Annotated in this window: 29 protein-coding genes and 1 pseudogene; 8 read left to right on the top strand and 22 right to left on the bottom strand. The window is 55.1% G+C overall.

Annotated features, from left to right (window positions below; genetic code table 11):
* Window positions 1–86: 86 nt before the first annotated feature.
* The 10 genes from gspK to SCT_RS00100 all read right to left on the bottom strand — a co-directional run bounded on the left by gspK (window position 87) and on the right by SCT_RS00100 (window position 9,485).
* Window positions 87–1,031, bottom strand: a complete 945-nt coding sequence (gene gspK / locus SCT_RS00145) for a type II secretion system minor pseudopilin GspK (protein ID WP_059417568.1) — start codon at window positions 1,029–1,031, stop codon at window positions 87–89.
* Complete coding sequence (gspJ, locus tag SCT_RS00140; RefSeq protein ID WP_059417566.1) at window positions 1,028–1,672, bottom strand: type II secretion system minor pseudopilin GspJ; 645 nt, start codon at window positions 1,670–1,672, stop codon at window positions 1,028–1,030. The genes gspK and gspJ overlap by 4 nt, the downstream gene beginning before the upstream one ends.
* A 229-nt stretch (window positions 1,673–1,901) precedes the next feature.
* The gene (gspI, locus tag SCT_RS00135) at window positions 1,902–2,273 is read right to left on the bottom strand and encodes a type II secretion system minor pseudopilin GspI (protein ID WP_059417564.1); all 372 of its coding nucleotides are present in this window, start codon (window positions 2,271–2,273) and stop codon (window positions 1,902–1,904) included.
* Window positions 2,266–2,745 (bottom strand): type II secretion system minor pseudopilin GspH, encoded by a 480-nt coding sequence (gspH, locus tag SCT_RS00130; protein ID WP_059417562.1) that lies wholly within the window; start codon window positions 2,743–2,745, stop codon window positions 2,266–2,268. The genes gspI and gspH overlap by 8 nt, the downstream gene beginning before the upstream one ends.
* A 7-nt stretch (window positions 2,746–2,752) precedes the next feature.
* Window positions 2,753–3,190, bottom strand: coding sequence for a type II secretion system major pseudopilin GspG (gspG, locus tag SCT_RS00125; RefSeq protein ID WP_059417649.1), 438 nt, complete (start codon window positions 3,188–3,190; stop codon window positions 2,753–2,755).
* Between the two features lie 45 nt (window positions 3,191–3,235).
* Entirely contained in the window at window positions 3,236–3,724 is a 489-nt protein-coding gene (gene mrtJ / locus SCT_RS00120; protein WP_059417560.1) for a JDVT-CTERM system glutamic-type intramembrane protease, read from the bottom strand.
* Window positions 3,724–4,938, bottom strand: coding sequence for a type II secretion system inner membrane protein GspF (gspF, locus tag SCT_RS00115; RefSeq protein WP_059417559.1), 1,215 nt, complete (start codon window positions 4,936–4,938; stop codon window positions 3,724–3,726). The genes mrtJ and gspF overlap by 1 nt, the downstream gene beginning before the upstream one ends.
* The gene (gene gspE / locus SCT_RS00110; protein WP_059417557.1) at window positions 4,925–6,436 is read right to left on the bottom strand and encodes a type II secretion system ATPase GspE; all 1,512 of its coding nucleotides are present in this window, start codon (window positions 6,434–6,436) and stop codon (window positions 4,925–4,927) included. The genes gspF and gspE overlap by 14 nt, the downstream gene beginning before the upstream one ends.
* Window positions 6,437–6,557: 121 nt before the next feature.
* Window positions 6,558–8,621 carry a type II secretion system secretin GspD gene (gspD, locus tag SCT_RS00105; RefSeq protein ID WP_159107860.1) on the bottom strand — a complete coding sequence of 688 codons (2,064 nt, stop codon included), beginning with the start codon at window positions 8,619–8,621 and terminating at the stop codon, window positions 6,558–6,560.
* 27 nt (window positions 8,622–8,648) lie between these two features.
* Window positions 8,649–9,485 carry a type II secretion system protein N gene (locus SCT_RS00100; protein ID WP_059417554.1) on the bottom strand — a complete coding sequence of 279 codons (837 nt, stop codon included), beginning with the start codon at window positions 9,483–9,485 and terminating at the stop codon, window positions 8,649–8,651.
* A gap of 166 nt (window positions 9,486–9,651) precedes the next feature.
* Here SCT_RS00100 and SCT_RS00095 point away from each other — a divergent pair, with 166 nt between their 5' ends.
* The 4 genes from SCT_RS00095 to SCT_RS00080 all read left to right on the top strand — a co-directional run bounded on the left by SCT_RS00095 (window position 9,652) and on the right by SCT_RS00080 (window position 11,054).
* Window positions 9,652–9,978 carry a type II toxin-antitoxin system RelE/ParE family toxin gene (locus SCT_RS00095; protein ID WP_059417551.1) on the top strand — a complete coding sequence of 109 codons (327 nt, stop codon included), beginning with the start codon at window positions 9,652–9,654 and terminating at the stop codon, window positions 9,976–9,978.
* The gene (locus SCT_RS00090; RefSeq protein ID WP_059417550.1) at window positions 9,971–10,333 is read left to right on the top strand and encodes a helix-turn-helix domain-containing protein; all 363 of its coding nucleotides are present in this window, start codon (window positions 9,971–9,973) and stop codon (window positions 10,331–10,333) included. Before SCT_RS00095 ends, SCT_RS00090 begins: the two co-directional genes overlap by 8 nt.
* 110 nt (window positions 10,334–10,443) lie before the next feature.
* On the top strand, window positions 10,444–10,671 hold the full coding sequence (locus SCT_RS00085; protein ID WP_059417548.1) for a transcriptional regulator: 228 nt from the start codon (window positions 10,444–10,446) through the stop codon (window positions 10,669–10,671).
* Window positions 10,668–11,054 carry a type II toxin-antitoxin system death-on-curing family toxin gene (locus SCT_RS00080; RefSeq protein ID WP_059417546.1) on the top strand — a complete coding sequence of 129 codons (387 nt, stop codon included), beginning with the start codon at window positions 10,668–10,670 and terminating at the stop codon, window positions 11,052–11,054. The genes SCT_RS00085 and SCT_RS00080 overlap by 4 nt, the downstream gene beginning before the upstream one ends.
* Window positions 11,055–11,404: 350 nt before the next feature.
* Here the strand turns inward: SCT_RS00080 and SCT_RS00075 are convergent, their stop codons facing one another.
* The 7 genes and pseudogenes from SCT_RS00075 to SCT_RS00050 all read right to left on the bottom strand — a co-directional run bounded on the left by SCT_RS00075 (window position 11,405) and on the right by SCT_RS00050 (window position 13,992).
* Window positions 11,405–11,713, bottom strand: coding sequence for a HigA family addiction module antitoxin (locus SCT_RS00075; protein WP_059417544.1), 309 nt, complete (start codon window positions 11,711–11,713; stop codon window positions 11,405–11,407).
* Window positions 11,714–11,725: 12 nt separating this feature from the next.
* Window positions 11,726–12,004, bottom strand: a complete 279-nt coding sequence (locus tag SCT_RS16590) for a type II toxin-antitoxin system RelE/ParE family toxin (RefSeq protein ID WP_082098099.1) — start codon at window positions 12,002–12,004, stop codon at window positions 11,726–11,728.
* Window positions 12,005–12,195: 191 nt separating this feature from the next.
* Complete coding sequence (locus SCT_RS00065; protein WP_059417540.1) at window positions 12,196–12,921, bottom strand: transposase; 726 nt, start codon at window positions 12,919–12,921, stop codon at window positions 12,196–12,198.
* Between the two features lie 20 nt (window positions 12,922–12,941).
* On the bottom strand, window positions 12,942–13,259 hold the full coding sequence (locus SCT_RS00060; protein ID WP_059417539.1) for a DNA-binding transcriptional regulator: 318 nt from the start codon (window positions 13,257–13,259) through the stop codon (window positions 12,942–12,944).
* Window positions 13,237–13,407 (bottom strand): type II toxin-antitoxin system RelE/ParE family toxin, encoded by a 171-nt coding sequence (locus SCT_RS17785; RefSeq protein ID WP_371257719.1) that lies wholly within the window; start codon window positions 13,405–13,407, stop codon window positions 13,237–13,239. The genes SCT_RS00060 and SCT_RS17785 overlap by 23 nt, the downstream gene beginning before the upstream one ends.
* Window positions 13,408–13,517: 110 nt before the next feature.
* Window positions 13,518–13,634: pseudogene (locus SCT_RS17880) on the bottom strand (type II toxin-antitoxin system RelE/ParE family toxin); the annotation flags it as partial.
* 151 nt (window positions 13,635–13,785) lie between these two features.
* Window positions 13,786–13,992: a hypothetical protein gene (locus SCT_RS00050; RefSeq protein ID WP_082098098.1), complete on the bottom strand. Its 207-nt coding sequence runs from the start codon at window positions 13,990–13,992 to the stop codon at window positions 13,786–13,788.
* 88 nt (window positions 13,993–14,080) lie between these two features.
* Here SCT_RS00050 and SCT_RS16585 point away from each other — a divergent pair, with 88 nt between their 5' ends.
* Window positions 14,081–14,353 carry a BrnT family toxin gene (locus SCT_RS16585; RefSeq protein WP_082098097.1) on the top strand — a complete coding sequence of 91 codons (273 nt, stop codon included), beginning with the start codon at window positions 14,081–14,083 and terminating at the stop codon, window positions 14,351–14,353.
* Entirely contained in the window at window positions 14,316–14,636 is a 321-nt protein-coding gene (locus SCT_RS00040) for a BrnA antitoxin family protein (RefSeq protein ID WP_059417536.1), read from the top strand. The genes SCT_RS16585 and SCT_RS00040 overlap by 38 nt, the downstream gene beginning before the upstream one ends.
* Before the next feature lie 206 nt (window positions 14,637–14,842).
* On the opposite strand, the gene SCT_RS00035 is transcribed toward SCT_RS00040, so the two are convergent.
* From SCT_RS00035 to SCT_RS00015, 5 genes are all read right to left on the bottom strand, one after another.
* On the bottom strand, window positions 14,843–15,535 hold the full coding sequence (locus tag SCT_RS00035; protein WP_059417534.1) for a transposase: 693 nt from the start codon (window positions 15,533–15,535) through the stop codon (window positions 14,843–14,845).
* 9 nt (window positions 15,536–15,544) lie between these two features.
* Window positions 15,545–15,973, bottom strand: a complete 429-nt coding sequence (locus SCT_RS00030) for a type II toxin-antitoxin system VapC family toxin (protein ID WP_059417532.1) — start codon at window positions 15,971–15,973, stop codon at window positions 15,545–15,547.
* Window positions 15,970–16,206 (bottom strand): DUF2191 domain-containing protein, encoded by a 237-nt coding sequence (locus tag SCT_RS00025; RefSeq protein WP_059417644.1) that lies wholly within the window; start codon window positions 16,204–16,206, stop codon window positions 15,970–15,972. Before SCT_RS00025 ends, SCT_RS00030 begins: the two co-directional genes overlap by 4 nt.
* Window positions 16,207–16,469: 263 nt before the next feature.
* Window positions 16,470–16,721, bottom strand: coding sequence for a DUF2442 domain-containing protein (locus SCT_RS00020; protein ID WP_059417642.1), 252 nt, complete (start codon window positions 16,719–16,721; stop codon window positions 16,470–16,472).
* A 10-nt stretch (window positions 16,722–16,731) separates the two neighbouring features.
* Entirely contained in the window at window positions 16,732–17,001 is a 270-nt protein-coding gene (locus tag SCT_RS00015) for a DUF4160 domain-containing protein (protein WP_059417530.1), read from the bottom strand.
* Between the two features lie 155 nt (window positions 17,002–17,156).
* Between SCT_RS00015 and SCT_RS00010 the strand changes: the two genes are divergently transcribed.
* Both SCT_RS00010 and SCT_RS00005 read left to right on the top strand, forming a co-directional pair.
* Window positions 17,157–17,393, top strand: a complete 237-nt coding sequence (locus SCT_RS00010; protein WP_059417529.1) for a DUF1902 domain-containing protein — start codon at window positions 17,157–17,159, stop codon at window positions 17,391–17,393.
* Window positions 17,393–17,587 (top strand): type II toxin-antitoxin system HicA family toxin, encoded by a 195-nt coding sequence (locus SCT_RS00005; RefSeq protein WP_059417526.1) that lies wholly within the window; start codon window positions 17,393–17,395, stop codon window positions 17,585–17,587. The genes SCT_RS00010 and SCT_RS00005 overlap by 1 nt, the downstream gene beginning before the upstream one ends.
* Window positions 17,588–18,067 lie beyond the last annotated feature (480 nt).

The following is an 18,067-nucleotide window of genomic DNA, read 5'->3' as shown; positions in this document are numbered from 1 at the left end:
ATGGCTCGCATTTTTCTTTCCTTTGCGCACCTTTGCGTCCTTTGCGGTGAAACGGTTATCCAATCATGCCAAATCAGGCTAACAAGTCAGTTGGTTTTTTTCCAGACCACCACAGGCCACTTTTCCACCTGCCTCGCCAGCAAGACCTTGTAGCCAGACTGGGCGCGCCCGAAATTGGCCGAACTCGTCACCATGAAATATCGGCTGTTCACGCTAAAATCGGTATCCCGAATCTGTCCCGCCTTGGTTGCTGGCAGGTGTGCCCGAAAGTCGGCTTGATCCTTAAAATGGCTGGACTTTCTTGCCTCCACCAGCGCTTTCGCGTCGGCCAGCGACAGGCCCTGAAACAATGCCGCCAGCACCTCCGCCGGCGCCGTATTGACATTGACCGGCGTCGGCTCAGGCAGGGCCGTCACAAAAGGACGCAGGCGCTCAACCAATTCAGGCGAGAACCCCTTGACCCGATACAGGTTGCCCACTTCGGTCATCATCTGGTTTGCCGCCCGGTAAGATGGGTCCATGGCCAGATAATCGATGTCTTCGGCGCCGCCCGGATAGGTCGTCTCGGAATCCGCATCAATCCAGTCCACTGCGCCATTGGCCAAATCGGCCGGCAGGCCGAGCAGTTCCAGCAAGCGCCTGAAAACGGCCAGATCCGGCTGGCTGACCTTGCCGTTGCGCACCAGGTTGTTGAAATTGAACAATCCCTGCTGATCGGCCACACTCCCCGTTACCCGTCCATTCTCAACCGGCAGCGGCGCCAGCACCGTTGCCCATTTTTCACCCAGGTGATCGACATTGTTATTGCGCGCATCGTCGGCCAGAATCGCCCGCGCCCAGTCAATCGCCGCGCGGGCAACGGCTTGCGCCTGAGCCTGGTCGCGCAGGTTCTCTACCTGTCTCACCCATATCTGCTGCTGCCATGCCATGAATGCTGCCATGCTGGCAGCCAGCGCTACGATCAGGATAACGGTAATGAGGGCGACACCCCGTTCTCTTGCGCCATTACAGGGATCAGGCTGAACATTCATGGCGCGAACACCCGGGTCACCTGCTCGCCCGATACCAGGCCGAGCCTGACCTCGACCGCTCGCGGCAAGACGTCATTCTGCCCGATTACCGGCCATTTTGCCTGCCATACTCCCTTATCATCCAGGTAGCGCACCACAAAGCTTGATACATGGCCCAGCGCAATGCTGACGGTGGGACGCGTATGCGGCGCCTGATCCAGCACCGGCCATACCAACAGCTCGATGTTCCGGTCGCGCAAACGATAGCCGAAGCGCTGCAAATCTCCCAAAGATCCCTGCTGGCCGGAAAAACCCATGCGCGTGAATATCAGCTGGGCATCGTTCTCGCCTACCACATCCGGTTTACCCAGAAATGAGGGGGCTAGCAAATCGCCGCTGTCGCGCACCGGGCGGTCAACAGCATTGGTCACACTCTCTTTCATCTGTGCGAAAAAAACCGCCAGTTCGCGCCATTTTCGATTATCGGCCATCAGGTGTTCGCGCGTTTCCAGCACCGCATTCAATCCCCGGTATGCCACTACCGACATCACGGAAAAAATGGCCAGCGCCACCAGAAGTTCGACCAGGGTGAAGCCTTGCAACGGAAAAAACGCGCGCGGACTGCGAACAAGTATTTTCTTTCCGCTCTTTATGATGCTCACCCCTGGTAGTCAGTCAAGTTGAATCGAGTAAATGTAATACAGACAGACCGCCTCCCCCTTTGCAAAAGGGGGATTGAGGGGGATTTGGCAGAGTCGGGATTTGCCGCCACTGTTAAATCCCCCCTACCCCCATTTTTGCGAGTTGGGCGAAAAGCCGCCCATCCCTGCCAACCCCGCTTCAAAGGGGGGAGTTGTCCCGCTGTTTCAACTTGACTGACTACTGGCATTTTCAGTCCTTGCCCTTTCCCAGATACCCCACCAATTGCGCCAAGGCGTGATCCTCATGATCGTGGGCGTACACCCTGATTTCTATCCGGCGAAAAGCAGTATTGGGCGTATTGGTAACGCGCTCTTCCCATCGCAATGGCAATCCCGCCTGCTCAACCTCACCACTTTTTACCCCAAGATCGGGCCACACCGACTGGGCTGCATGTTCCGCCATATGGTTATCCGCAACCCAGCTCGCCAACAGCCGGAGCTTGAGTTCGTGAGAACTATCCGTCATCTGTGCGGATGCACGCGCCACTGCGGCCATGGCAATGGCCAGAATAGCCAGCGCAATCAGAACTTCCAGCAGGGTAAATCCGTTATCCCTATTCATAGCTCTTCAGGGCAAGCTTACCCAGGTTGTCGCCCGCAATCGACACGTGACTGGTGTTCAATCCAAGATCAAGTTTGAATGGCATGTTCATACCGCCCGGTGAAAAAATCAGGCGTTCATTCATGGCCGCTTTCACCGAGTTGATTTGCAGTTCCAAGAGCTTCACCCCGGGGGCAAGATCGCGCTCACGGAACAGCTCATCCCCGCTGACGGGTGTCCACTTGCCTTTATCGTCCTTGCGCCAGAAACGGGTTTTATCTCCCTCAACCGACCACGCAATTTCCTTTCCGCTGATGATCGCCTCATCACGCGCCTGCTCGAACAACAGCGCCAGCTTCTGAGCCTCTGTCGTCAGCACGCGCTTATCGTCCGGCATGAGATTGATGCTGACCATGGCCACGGTAATGCCGATAATCACCAGCACCACCAGGATCTCAATCAGAGTAAAGCCGGCCTGTCGCAAGACCTTCATTTTGGAATTACAGGTTCCACGACCCGATATCCGCATCATTGCCTTCACCGCCGGGAGCGCCATCCGCACCCAGGCTGAACACATCGATTTCCCCGTGCATGCCCGGATTCAGGTACTGGTAATCATGGCCCCAGGGGTCTTTCGGCAGGCGATCGAGATAACCGCCAGGTTTCCAGTTAGGAGGGATCGGCTCGCTGGTCGGCCTGACTACCAGCGCCTGCAAGCCCTGATCCGTTGCCGGATAGCGGATATTGTCCAGGCGGTAAAGCTTGAGCGCCTGTCCCAGTGCGGCAATATCCTGCTTTGCGGCGATGACTCGCGCCTCATCGGGTCGCCCCATGACCTTCGGGACAATCAGCGCCGCCAGAATACCCAGAATCACCACCACGATCATGATCTCGATCAGGGTAAATCCTGACTGCCGACACTTCGAAATACTATCCATTTGCATACTCCTACCGTTAACTAACCGCCTCATGATTCCTTCTCCCTAAGCGGGGAGGGAATGTAGTGCCCCAAGCGAAAAAAATCCCATATTATAATAAACATGCAACACCAAAGAAGGTGTGATGTTCCCATACCTGTCGCGGAAATGCCCGAATACCAGAGAAGGCACGAACACGGCAAGGGCCCAAAGCGGCGGATGGTAAAACGCATGGGCCAGTACAAACAAGACCGAAGTCAGCAGATTTGCCTGGGTCATGCCCCAGTGCTTTTTCCCGCCCCAGGTGCGCAGCCGGAGTTGCCCCTGAACAACCCCTCTGAACAGCAGCTCTTCCAACAGCGGTTGCCATAGCACCATGGACACTAAAAAGGGAACATTCATCTTGCCGTGAACCACCGGAAGCAAGTCCGGAAAAACCAGCCAGAATGACAGCCAGACAACCATTCCCGCCAGCAGCGCCAGCACAAACTGTCGATCGCGGTAAAACGACCGATATCCGGTAAGCCCCACATCCGCCAGCAGGCCTTTGAGCATCAATGCACCAGCTGATTCATCTCGAAAATCGGCAGCAGGATCGCCAGCACGATCACCAGTACCACCCCTCCCATCAGCAGGATCAGCAGGGGCTCGAGCAAGCCGGTCAGGGTCGCGACGCGGCTTTGCATTTCCTGGGATTGCTGCACCGCAATGCGTTCCAGCATCTGATCCAGCGTGCCGCTGGCTTCCCCGCTGGCAATAAGGTGAATCATCACGGGGGGGAACATTTTTCCATGTGCCAGCGAGCGACTGAGGCTGCCACCTTCTCTGACCATGCGCACGGTTTCCTCCAGAGCCTTGCGCATGGGCAGGTTGCCCAGCACACCTGCCCCAGCCTGCAATGCAGTCAATAACGGCACCCCGCTGCCAACAAGGATGGCCAGGGTACTGGCCAGGCGCGCGGTATTGACGCCGCGGATCAATCTTCCAATCAGCGGCAAGCCCAGCAACCACAGATGAAAACGGTAGCGCACGGGTTCGCGCCTCAGTGCCCAGCGTGCGCTCCATGTTCCCGCAACAAGGGCTGCCAGCCAGATGAACCAGGTAGTACGCAGAAAGCTGCTTAGTCCAATCAAGGCACGGGTGAGCAAAGGAAGCTGCTGGTGGGTATTCTGAAAAACGTTGACCACTTGCGGCACCACGTAGGTCAAAAGCCCGATCACCACTGCCACCGCAACCAGGGTCACCATGGCCGGGTAAATAAAAGCCAGCGCCACTTTTTGACGCAACGCATGCCGGTCTTCCATGTAATCCGCCAGACGCAGCAGCACCTTGCTCAGCTGGCCGGACTGCTCGCCGCTCTGCACCAGGGTTTGGTACAGTTCCGGGAACACGCTCGGATACTGCGACAACGCGCGAGCCAACTCATGCCCGGCGAGCACTTCACTGCGCACACCGGCTAGTATTTGCCGCAGGTGCTGCGATTCGGACTGTTCGATCAGGGCATTCAGGGTCTGCTCGATGGGCAGACCGGCATTCAGCAATGTCGCCATCTGACGTGTCAACAGGCTGAGCTCGGACAACGGCAAGCCGCGCCGCAACCACCATCGTCGCCCACCCGACACGACCTTTTCCGACAGCGCCTCGACTCGCACTGCTATCAGGCCCTGCTCGCGCAGTTTCAAGCGAACCTGGCGCGGCGTATCCGCCTCGATCACCCCCGTTCGGCTACGCCCCTCGGGATCGACGGCTTCGTATTTATACCCGGACATCTCTCGCCACGCGTAACACTTCTTCGAGCGTAGTATCGCCGCTCGCCACCCAGCGCATACCATCCTGCCGCAAGCCGATCGAACCCGCGCCCATGGAGTAATCGCGCAAGGACTGCTCGGATTCGCCATCATAAATCATGCGGCGCAAATTCGCGTCCACGGTCAGCAACTCGTAAATGCCTGTGCGCCCACGGTAACCTGTCATATTGCAGCTTGGGCAACCGGTGGCCGCAAAAAGGGTGTGGGGAGGTTGCGGCATATTCAGCATGGACAGTTCGGTCGCATTGGGTGCATAGGAACTGCGGCAATCCGGGCAGGTGCGCCGCACCAGTCGCTGCGCCAACACCCCCAGCAAGCTGGAAGCCAGCAGGAAAGGCTCTACGCCCATATCCATCATGCGCGTCACCGCACCGGCCGCATCATTGGTGTGCAGCGTGGCCAGCACCAGATGGCCGGTAAGACTGGCCTGAACGGCAATTTGCGCAGTTTCCAGATCGCGGATTTCACCGATCATGATCACATCCGGGTCCTGGCGCAAAATCGCTCGCAAAGCCCGGGCAAAAGTCATGTCGATACGCGTGTTGACCTGGGTCTGGCCAATGCCGTCCAGGTCGTATTCGATCGGGTCTTCGACGGTCATGATGTTGCGGGTGGCCGCATCCAGGCGCGACAGTGCGGCATACAGCGTCGTCGTCTTGCCCGACCCAGTTGGCCCAGTCACCAACACGATGCCATGCTGCTGATGGATCAGGCTGTCCAGGCCAACCATCATTGCGGCACCCATGCCCAGGCCATCCAGATCAAGACGCCCATGCTGCTTGTCCAGCAGGCGCAACACCACACGCTCGCCATGCCCGGTAGGCAAGGTCGACACACGCACATCCACGGGGCGGCCCGCGATGCGCAGGGTAATCCGGCCATCCTGCGGCAGACGCTTTTCCGCGATATCCAGTTGCGCCATCACCTTGATCCGCGACACCACGGCGGCATGCAGGGTGCGTTGAGGCTCGATCACGTCGCGCAGTTGGCCATCGACGCGAAAACGTACGACTGAACGTGTTTCATAGGGCTCGATATGAATGTCAGAGGCGTTTTCGCGCAAGGCCTGTGTCAGCAGCGCGTTGATCAAGCGGATGATCGGGGCATCATCTTCGACATCCAGCAAATCGCCGATCACCGGAAGATCCTGAGTCAGCTGCCGCAAATCAAGATCCTGCTCCATGTCGTCCATCAGGCGCGCGGCGTGATCGTCCGCGCGTGCATAAACCTGGGCAAGGCACTGCTCGAAGATGGCTGGCTCAAGCACCACCGTGTGCAGCGGCCGTCCCAGAGTTCTGCGGGTCTCGGCCAGGGTTTCCGCCTGCAAGCCATCGCGCACCCACACCTCGATCTCGACACCGATCCGGCGCACTGCGATCACCCCCTTGCTTTTGGCGACATGGTAAGGCAGAAGCTGCGTGATCTTGGGGTCTGGAGTAGATAGTTTTTGATTGGGCATGGCGTGCTATTGAGAGTTTCCTGGAAGTAAGAGCCCGCCCCTTCTCGAGGGGGAGGATTGGGGTGAGGATGAGGTTAGACCGGCGAACCATTCTCCCCCATCACCATCCGGTTTTTTCTTGTCAGGGGTTAGGAACCGCATCAGCCGGCATAGGCGGCACTTCATTCACCTTCGCGTCATTGGCTTTACCAGCCTCTTCCTTTTTCTTCTTCAATTCCGGCATCTGAGGCGCGGCAATATCCGGCAGGAACAAATGCGACCCCATCTGGGTCTTGCCCTGAACATTGCGAATATAGTCGTAGCGGTCTCCGGTCAATGACTCGGATGCCACGGAACTGCGCAACACCACAGGCCGAAGGAAGACCATCAGGTTGGTTTTTACATGCTTGCGCTTCTCGTACCTGAACAAGCTACCCAGAATCGGTATATCGCCCAACCCTGGCACCTTGTCGACGCCATCCTGCACATCGTCCTGAATCAGGCCGCCCAGCACGATGATTTCCCCGTCATCCACCAACACCGTCGACTCAATGGAACGCTTGTTGGTAATGATGCCGGCCTGGTTGGTCGTATCCTGGATACTGGACACCTCCTGCAAAATCTGCAGCTTGACCGTTCCTCCTTCTGCCACTTGCGGCTTGACCTTCAAGGTCAGCCCCACATCCTTGCGCTCGATGGTCTGAAACGGGTTAACCGAAACCGACCCGCCCGTAACGGCAGCCGCCTGGGCATAGCTGCCGGTGATAAAGGGAACGTTCTTGCCGATAACGATTTTGGCTTCCTCGTTATCCATGGTCAGCAGATTGGGAGTGGAAAGAATATTCGCGTTCACGTCCGACTCAAGCGCCCGTGCCAGGGCGGTCAACCCCGCGATTTCCTTACCGCCGACAGTAATCCGGCGCAGCAATCCCAGATTGAAGCCTGTCGCAGGCTGCGCCGTACCCGTGGCCAGATTTACAATATTGGAACCCCCTGAACCAAAGTTAACCCCACCCACCAAGGCGCGGTTCCTGCTATCACTACTAAGTGGCGACTGCCACTGGATGCCGAATTCCGCCGCCTTGTCCAGGGTCACTTCAGCGATCAGCGCCTCGACAAACACCTGGGCACGACGCGCATCCAGCTTGTCGATAACTGCACGCAATGAATTGTAAATATTTTCCGGCGCGGTAATGATCAGTGAATTGGTAGAGGGATCGGCCTGAACGATTCCAGCCCCGGCAGGCGCTTGCCCCCCTCCTGCGACAGGAGGCTGGCCGGCCACGGCAGACTGGGCGCTCCTGGCCTCGCCGGAAAGAATCGCGCGCAGGGTTTCTGCCAGCTTGCTCGCTTCGGCATTGCGCAAATAAACCACATGCATATTCCCCGAGTCGCTGGACGGCGTATCCATTTGCGCAACCAGGCTACGCACACGACCTATCTGAGCAGGGTTATCGGAGCGGATGAGCAGGCTGTTAGTACGGACATCCGGGGTAACCAGAAACCGCAATCCAGGTTCGCCCGTGACCCCACCCGGCGCTCCGGGCACCGTAGCCATACCCTCCACCAGCAGTCGGCTGAGCTGCTGCGCCAAATCCAGAGCCGACGCATATTGCAGCTTGATGACGACCAACTCGCCATTGTTGGGCTGGTCGATCGAGTCAATAATTTTATTGATGCGCTTAATATTATCCGCATAGTCCGTGATCACCAGTGTGTTGGTATTGGGATAAGCGGCTATTGTATTGTTCGGGCCGATCAGCGGGCGCAGCACCGGCACCAGCTGGGCTGCGGACTCATACTGGAGCGGGTAAACCTGGGTGACTATCCGGTCTCCGCTGGCCGCCAGCGATTTCCCTGTCGTTACGCTGAAATTCTGTTTGGCATCCGCCTCGGGAACAATCTTCACCACACCCTGACCTTCGACTGCGGCAAATCCCTGCAAGCGCAAAGCTGATAGCAGAATCTGGTAAGTCAGGTTGCGCGGAACCGGCTTCGAGGAAACAATATTTACCGTCCCTTTCACCCGAGGATCGATCACAAAATTCTTACCGGTGATCACCCCGACCGCCTTAACCACCGATTCGATGTCGGCATTCACGAAATTCAGAGTAACCTGCTCCTCCTCGGCATGCGCGGACACCATCCCCAACCCGCACAACATCGCACCCATGGCCAACCAGACCCGGCAAAGCGTTCTACTCATACTTCCCCCCACTACCTTTTTGAATTCTTATTGAATCGAATAATTTAACGTCATCGCCTTGCCGTCGCGCAAGCCGATGAGCCTGACCTGTCCTGTCTGGTTCAGCTGCTGATAAAACCGGCCGATATCCTCATTGCTGGTCACAGGCTGGCCATTCAGCTGAGAAACCACATCGTTCTGCTGCAAGCCCAGCTTTTCTGCCAGACTGCCGTTCCGCGCATCTTCGACAACCAGCCCACCCGGTCGCGCAACAAACCTGCCCAGATTCGCCATCTGTTGCGGATCCTGCAGCGCCTGATTCAACTCCTTTCTGGAAAAGCTGAAATTGTCTGGTGCGCGCGACTGAACATTCAACCTGAAATCCGCACCCTTGGCAACGCCACTTGGCCCGCCCGCTTTGCTTTCCAGGTTGAGCCGCTCAACCACTCCATTGCGGCGCACCTCTACGTGATCGGGATAAACCATTCCCAGCACCACCCCAGGTGCAATCTCCGTTTCCGCTTTAACCGGCTGATCCGGCTTACCATCCACGCTCAGAATGGCAAAGGCCGGCAAAGAACCGATCGCTGCGAAAACCCCATGCAGCTTCAGGTTGGAAAACGTTGCGGGTTGCGATTCAGGCGCGCTGCTTTCACCCGGCGCACTACCGAAGAGATGGGAGGCAAAAACCGCATCAGCCGCCGCCGGACCAGACAACAGCGTAGCATCGACAGTCATCCGCTTGGCTTTCGGGGTCAGCACCAGCCAAGTCCATTGCGCCAGCAGCCAGCACAATAAAACAACCAACCCACCCGACAACAGCGAAGCCCATCGCGCATGGAAAAATTGACGCAGTATTCGCTGAAAATTGGGGATTCCGGACATATCCGAAAAGGATACCGTATATGGGTATTTATGGGAATCACCTTAGGCAGCGACAATCTTCGCCTCCACCTTTAAAAAGTGGGAAAGAAGGGGATTTAATATTCCGGATCACGCAGTTCTGGTGTTGACTATTGTTCGCATTATTGCTAACCTTTAACCTTCATTCATGGCGTTTTCTGTTGAGTATTTCCATGCACGAATGCTGGCCGAGATCGAATCTTGGCCTGTCGACGTTCTCGCTGACTATGCACGAATTGTCGAGTTGCTAGTCGAGCATGGCCCCAACCTGAAACTGCCTTACTCGCGAGCTTTCGGCGATGGTTTGTTTGAGTTACGGCCTCGCGGCCGGTCGGGTATTGGTCGGGCATTCTACTGCTTCCTTGTCGGGAAGCGCGTAGTCGTACTCCACGCCTTTATCAAGAAATCTCAGCAAACACCCGACCACGAAATCAAGCTCGCCCGAAAGCGATTGAAGGAGATTCAAAATGACTGATCTGAAATTCAAACCTGTGCGCCATGACCACAAGGAGTTCCTGGAAAAGGCATCCAAGCGCCATGGCTTTAGCGAAGCATATGAAGCCCTTGAAGTCGAATACGCGCTCGCTCATGAAATGCTGGCCGCCCGCGCTCGCGCCGGTCTTACCCAAGAGGCGGTTGCTGGCCGTATGGGGACCACCAAAAGTGCAATCTCTCGCCTGGAGTCTGCTGGAAGGCATGCCCCCTCAATGGCGTCGCTGAAAAAATATGCCGCTGCTGTTGGCTGCACACTCAAGATCGAACTCGTCCCCATTAGCTCCAAGCGGCGAAAGGGTGCCCAATCCGGCAGTCAACCGGACGCTGCGCGATAAAACCGTAACTATAAGGGCCCCTTTTCTTTTTTTTGCGTCCCATGCTTCAAACTAAAAATTTACAGAAGGGTATCATTCGCTATATAATTTTAGTTATATAGGAGATAGGTATGCTTACATTCAAAGTCACCACAGTAGGTGCGTCAGAAGGCTTCATTCTCAACAAGGAAGCAAAGGCCAAGCTCAATGTTCAGAAAGGCGATACGCTTTATCTGACTGAGGCTCCTGACGGTGGTTTGAGGATCACTCCCTACAACCCCGATTTCCAGCGACAGATGGCATTGGCCGAACAAATTATGCACGACGACCGTGAAATTTTGCGGGCGTTAGCTAAATGAGTTCTTGGCGCTGGATCAGGGCCGATTTAGTCTATGCCGTTCATGAAATCCAGTTGGCGCGGCATGGCGGGTTGGATGGCATACGTGACAAAAACGCGGTGGAATCTGCGCTGGCCCGTCCAGAGCAACTAGATGCTTATGGGAACCCAAAACCGGATACGGCAGACTTGGCCGCAGCCTACGCATATGGCTTTGCGCGCAATCATGGCTTTAGCGACGGAAACAAACGCACGGCTTGGGTGATTGCTCGCGTATTCCTGGCAGACAACGGTCTCAGTTTGCAATTTTCAGAAATTGATGCAATCCATACGATGGAATCGGTCGCAAACGGATCACTTGAAGAAAAGCAGCTTGCGGACTGGTTCAGACAGCGAATCGTTTAAGTCCCCTCACCCATTTGCGGACCAGAGGCCATCTTCTGCACAAACCGGGCGCGCAACCGCTTCACTTGTTCGGAAAGATGCCGTTTCTTGTTACTATCCATGGGGGCTGATCCTTTCGCGTTATCCTGCACGGATTCGACACCCGCATGGTAACGCGACAAGGCTCTCAGCCCCTCTCTATCTCTATGATCGGAAAGATACTTCTCTTAAGTTAGTGCCATTGTGGTCTGTCCCCTATTATTTTTTAAGCCGGTAAAACATGAGCCGGCCCAGGCAGCCGCAATCTTCGCCTCCCCCTTTAACAAAGGGGGAATGAGGGGGATTTAATAGGCCGGATTCACGCCTCCAAATTACGCAGCCTGTGCCATTGGCGAGATATCCTGATCAATGCGTGCACCAATCTCGGCCAAGGTGATTTTCATCTCGAAGTCCGACTGCAATCCAAGCCAGAATTCCGCGCTCGTGCCAAAGTAGCGGGCCAAACGCAAGGCCGTATCAGCAGTAATTGCCCGGCGTTCACGTGCAATATCGTTGATGCGTGGGGTAGGCACGCGCAGAGCCATCGCCAGCGCATTGGCAGAAAGCCCCAGCGGGATCATGAACTCCTCTCGCAACACCTCACCTGGATGGATCGGGCGCATTCCATTAACCACACTCATCATAGTCTCCTTTCAGTGATAATCGACGATCTCGACATCAAAGGCGTTGCCATCCTCAAAGCGAAAGCACACTCGCCACTGGTCGTTAATACGGATGCTCCACGTCCCCTTCCTGTTGCCCTTCAACTTTTCCAGGCGGTTCTGTGGAGGTATGCGCAAATCATCAATACGCACAGCTCGGTGCAGCATCTGCAACTTGCGCTCAGCCACAGCCTTGAAATTCACAAAACATGGCACTACCCCACCAGCGAACAAGGCTTGCGTATCGGCGCATTTGAATGACTGGATCATATATTAAATACTATAACGTGAAGCGTTTAATGTAAAGCGTTAAGCGTGCGTTAGTCATGTTGGGTTAGCGGCTTTATTTCGACAAACTCACCACCGACGGACGTAACCCAACAAACCCAATCCTCACCACGAATAGGCGCCTCCAGGGCGACACTGAATGCCCCAAGCAGGATGCGCCTTGCGCGCCCTGTTCAGGTTTGTTGCGTCAACAGGTCTTCACGTGCGGGCGCCGGTGATTTTCGCGGCCTGCCGGATTGGCCGGGGGTAACGCGCCGCCCCAACGCCACTGAAATCTGAGCGGCAAACCGCGCATCGCCCAAGGCAAAGTTACCGTTCGTCGCTCGCCGGATTTCATCTACCAACCCCGGCTCCAGTTCATATCGAAAAAGCTCCCGGTAGGTTGCCTGCCGACTCATCGCCTCGGCCCCCAGCGCGGTATAGAGTGAATGCGGTCGCACCAGGCCGTCCGCCTCGCCTTGTGCATTGGCGCGGTAGCTCGACCAGCGGTAGTCCGCCGGTTGTGCCACCATGCCCGCCCGCACCGGGTTAAGTTCGATATAACGCTGGCACGCTAGCAAATAGGTTTCATCCTGAGTCAGGCAGGAACGAAAACGCCCCTCCCACAGCGTGCCGCTCCGCCGATACGTCCGATTCACATACTGCACATAACGTTGCCCCAGCGCCTTCATCAAAGCCCCTGCTGCCTGCGCAGTTTCAGCAGAAAGCAGCAGATGCACATGATTAGTCATCAGCACATAAGCATGCACCTGACAACCCGTTTTGCCGGCGTGCTCGGCCAGCCAGTCAAGATAGAAGCGATAATCCTCATCGGAGAAGAAACAAGCCTGGCGATTATTGCCGCGCTGGATCAGGTGCAGGGGAATGTTGGGAAGAGCGAGGCGGGCGCGACGGGGCATGGGGGAAATCCATAAGGAACTCAGGCAATCGCCATGAGCCCTTTTTTCTGAATCACGGTCAGCAAGCGCAAGGCCGGGCCACCCGGTTTCTTGACACCGCGTTCCCAATCGGAAACCAGGTTCTTCGAGACGTTCAGGTAACGGGCAAAAACCGGCTGGGAGATGTGCTCACGCATTCGAAGGGACTTGATTTCTTCGGGACTGAGCGCTTGCACGGGCGTCAGGCACGCATTATCAAACTCGCGCATCGTGTGCTTGTCGATAGCGCCAACTTCATGCAACGCCTCCATCGTTTCATGGATGGCGGCGAAGGCATCACTGCGATATTTCTTGTCCATCTTTTGCAACCTCCTCAAACTGTCCGTTTGCAACCAACTCGCTCAACTGCGCGTCCGTCAGGGATAGGACGTGCTTGGCCATTTTCTTAAACTGCTCCTCTTCATCCTCGCGGATGTTGCCGAGCTCGCTCTTGGGAAAACCGTACACGAAGAACGAATTCTCCCCCTTGCGGAAAAGAACGATACTGCGGTAGCCCTTGGTTTACCTTCCCTAGGACGGGCAATCCGTTGCTTGATGACCCCACCGCCAAGGTCCGCATCGATCTGCCCCTTTTCCGCACGCTCGACAGCATCCCAAAGCGCCTCAGCCGAGATTCTCTCCTTCCGGGCAAAGCGCCCAAACCATGCTTTTTTGAAAACCTTCAAGCCGATCACTCCATGTCCATTAAGGGTGTTGTTTGCTTATTTGCTCAATTAAGTAACCAGCAAAGCCGGTAAAACATGAGCCACCCCAGGTAGCCGCAATCTTCGCCTCCCCCTTTAAAAAAGGGGGAATGAGGGGGATTTGTACTAGCGCACGCCCCTATTATGAATTTTTCTTCAGCGGCCTGCCGCGGCGCGCAAAACCCACCTTAAAATCCAATGCCGCTTCAATTTCCTCCTTGAACCTCTCATTACCCAGCGGCGCCCCCGTTTGCAAAGCACACCTCAGCAGCGCCAACTCGTCAGAATCCGCCACCCTGTCAAACAGGCCGCGATAAACAGACTCGCGATCGTCAGGCAAACGGCCCAAAGCAACAGCTGGGGATCCCCTTTGTTTGTAACTGTTTGTAACCACAAAAAGCTTGACATGACTTGCTTTTTGTAACTACAATAAATACATGATCGTCTGGAACGAAACCAAGCGCGAGAAGAACCTTAAGGATCACGGCATTGACTTGGCTGAAGTTGGTTGTGTGTTCGATGCCCCGATGGTCACGGTGGAAGATGAGCGAGAGAAATATGGTGAGCAGCGCCTGCAAAGTTTGGGCTGGTTTCACGACCGTGTTGTCTTCCTGGTATGGACGGAGCGCAATGACAGCGCCCGAGTAATTTCCTGTCGTTATGGTGACAAACATGAAGCGCGAGCCTACTTCGAAGCCCTTAGCATTTAGCAAAGAACAGATAGCGGCAGCCATTGCTGCCGCGCCAGACCGAGCGAACGATCCTGAGTGCCCATACGATCCAAATGACGCTGCCGCAGTGGCGGCATTCTGGGCCAAAGGCAATGTTCGCCTTCCCGGCCAGCGCGGGCAGCAAAAGCGGCCAACCAAAGTACCAGTAACGGTGCGATATAGCCCGGAGGTCGTGGAGTACTTCAAAGCAACCGGCGAAGGCTGGCAGACTCGCATGAACGATGCCCTGCGGGAGTATGTAGAACAGCACCGTGTGGCGTAGCTCATTGGCATTTTAGTGGCCCAGCGTCCGAATTAACCGACTGGCGCGACTTTATCGCGCCAGTCCGAGTTGAAAGGAACAGCCAGGCCAGAAAACCGTGTCCCCTGTTGTTCCTACGCCCTCGGTGATGCTGAGGGTCGGGGCTGCCAGGTTAATCGGGCTACGTCCCCTATTACACGTCCCCTATTACACTAGCGCACGCCCCTTTATGAATTTTTCTTCTGCGGCCTGCCTCGGCGCGCAAAACCCACCTTCAAATCCAATGCCGCTTCAATTTCCGCCTTGAACCTCTCATTACCCAGCGGCGTCCCCGTTTGCAAAGCGCACCTCAGCAGCGCCAACTCGCCAGAATCCGCCACACTGTCGAACAGGCCGCGATAAACAGACTGGCGATCGTCGGGCAAACGGCCCAAAGCAACATACTCAGCCTGCGCCGATAGGACAGCATTACTTACCCCCAGCGCATTGGCCGCATAGCTGGACCAACGGTATTTGGCCGGATGATCCACCATGCCGGCCCTGACAGGATTCAGCTCAATATAACGCATGCACGACAGCAGATAAGCCTGAGACTCAATGACATTGCACTTATATCGCCCCTCCCACAAACCGCCATGACGTTGATAGGTTTCGTTGATATATCGCACATAATGCCGCCCCACACTCTGAAACAAGCGCCCCACCGAATCAGCGCGCTCCGGTGTCAGCAGCAAATGCACATGATTGGTCATCAGTGCGTAGGCATGAACCGCGCAACCGCAGCTATCAGCGGCCTGCTTCAGGCAACGCAGATATTCCAGATAATCGAGATCGTCAAAGAAAACTGCGGACCCGTTATGTCCCCGCTGAACCGCATGAACGGGCGCTCCGGGCACGTAAAACCGTGGCTTTCTCGGCATGGCGCTTCCTTATTTGAGCGGATGGCGCACACGCAACCCCTTGAAACGGCGAAATCCCTTATCAGCGGTGACCCAATCGCAGTCCCACTCCAGCGCCAGCGCTGCATGGTAAGCATCGGGAATATCGTTACCCTGTGCGGAAATCGACTGTACGCACTGCAAAAACAAATCCCAATGATTTCTACCGGGCGCCAAACAAACCGCGTACTCCGCAGACCTGAATTGCTGTGCAAAGGCGATTGCCACTTCCAGTGAGCTCGGTTTTTCAAAAACTTTCGGATGAGTCACCACACGAATAAAACCACTCAATACCAGCTCTGAAAAACCGTATGCCGTATTGGAATTAATCACGAACTCCAGCCAGTCACGGTACGCCCGATGATCCTTCGCGTCTTCCCTGTGCGCATAAACCAACACATTTACATCCATCAACATCATGATGGATCGTCCATGATATCCAGTAACGAACGCCCATTATCCAAGTCCACCCCCGGTTTCACGCCAGGGCCGGACGCAGTGATCAGCTGTATCGTTTCGCGCTTTGCCCTCGGCTTTGCCAGAGACTCACGCAACGCATTCTCAATCACATGCGCCAAGGAAACACCCTCTTCGACAGCCTGATGCTTGGCGTAAGTAAGCAATTGATCGTCGAGATTCAATGTGGTTCGCATGATGGACTCTTCGTTCGGTGATATAAGGTGCCAACGTATCATTACGTTACGCTTGATGTCAATATATGCCGAAATTATAAGGGTTCCGACCCCTTTTTTTTCAATTCAAAGCAGGATGAAATGGGGTTGCACGGTCACGTGGGTCACATCGAGCAACATCGCAAGTCTCCTCACTTGAGTGGGTCAATCCGGAAAGGTTCGACACCCTCCTTGGCAAGCTCCCAATCCAGGATCAACCCGTGGAAAACCACAGGAAGTATCCACTATTTAGTTCCTGGAGAAAGCGGCTTCCCACGAAGGTATAGTGTATCAGGTGACAAATCGATCTCGTCATTCCAGATTACAGTGCCGTAAGCAACATGCGCCTTCATGAACAGGCCCTCTTCAGTCAAGGGAGCGAAAGCTGAGTAGCCCAAATACGGCTTCATGTCGAACCAACGGCGCTCACCTGTAGAAAACTCGGCCTCAAGGCAATAATCCTGCAATGGTTTTACACAAACGACATCAGGTGACATTTTCAACCTCTTACCGCAAAGGATCAATCTTGAAGGGGGTTTGGCCACTGGATGCCAATATCCAGTCAGCCATGAGATCTTCACGATGCAGCTCTATCCACGCCTGCACCAACTTCATTTGACGCGCCGGGATGCTACCATCCAACACATTACCCTCAGGAATGCCGAGCACAATATTGAATTCGTTGTAGCGAACATGAATATGAGGGGAATGATGCTTCTCAATATCCAGCACATACATTGCAACCAAAATTCCATAGAACATGCTGATGGTTGGCATAGCAAACCTCTGTTATGAAGAATTATGCAATTATAGCCAATATCAGCACAAAACAATAAGAGTCTGTCCCCCATCATTATTGTGATTTTTTCTTTTCGTCAATTGGCTGCGTTTTTTGCTACACTGCGCAGTCAGTCGATTTATTGGAGAATGCCATGGAAAAGGCTTTGTTTGTTCGTGCAGAGTGGGATGAAGATGCTGAAGTGTGGGTTGCCACGAGCGACGATGTTCCCGGTTTGGTTGCCGAAGCCGATACCGCAGAAGCTTTGTTGACAAAATTGCGTTCGTTGATACCTGAATTGCTGGATGCCAACGGATATCCGGATGCAGGCGAGGTGCCGTTTGAGTTGTTCTCCCGGCGTTTTGATGTCGCACATCGTCAAATTGCTTGATGGAAAGTTTTACCGCGCAGTTAAAGGCACTTCTGCTCAAGGCGGGATGCCGATTTGAAAGACAGGGTAAAGGCGATCACGAGATTTGGTTCAGCCCGATTACGGAAATTCGCTTTCCTGTGGATAGCAAAATCAAATCAAGGCACACGGCGAACGCTGTTCTGAAACAAGCCGGATTGCCCAAGCAGTTTTGATATTGGGGGTTTGCATTGCGAATATGTTAATGAAGACTTGCCCCAAGACGTTCTTCACCAATTGTTGCCGGAACTTGTTGATGTCTATTATTTAAGGGTTCTGACCCCTTTTTACGTCACGGTATCAATGCCTTCATGAAAAAAAACCCACCTCTCACAAAGAGGCGGGGTTTTAGCGTTGCTACACCCTCGGTGGTGTTGAGGGTCGGGGCTGCCAGGTTAATCGGGCTACCGTCCCCTATTACGCAAAGCACAAGGGACACAGAAGCCACTAAAGATTAACCCTCAGCGTCCTCTGCGTCCCTTGCGGTGTAACTTTTGCGCTTACAGCTTAACTACTTTCCTTCTCGTCCTCGCCACGCCGACCCAATAATAGGAGTCTGTCCCCAATGGCACTAACTTAAGCATGCCGCAATCTGCCGTTGCTGTTGTTCCAGGAGCCGTGCCTGCAAGAGGGAACGCGGCTCCGTGAGCAGTGAC

The sequence above is a fragment of the Sulfuricella sp. T08 genome, from assembly GCF_000971475.1.
Classification (GTDB): Bacteria; Pseudomonadota; Gammaproteobacteria; order Burkholderiales; family Sulfuricellaceae; genus Sulfuricella.
This window is presented reverse-complemented; position numbering and strand designations above follow the sequence as displayed.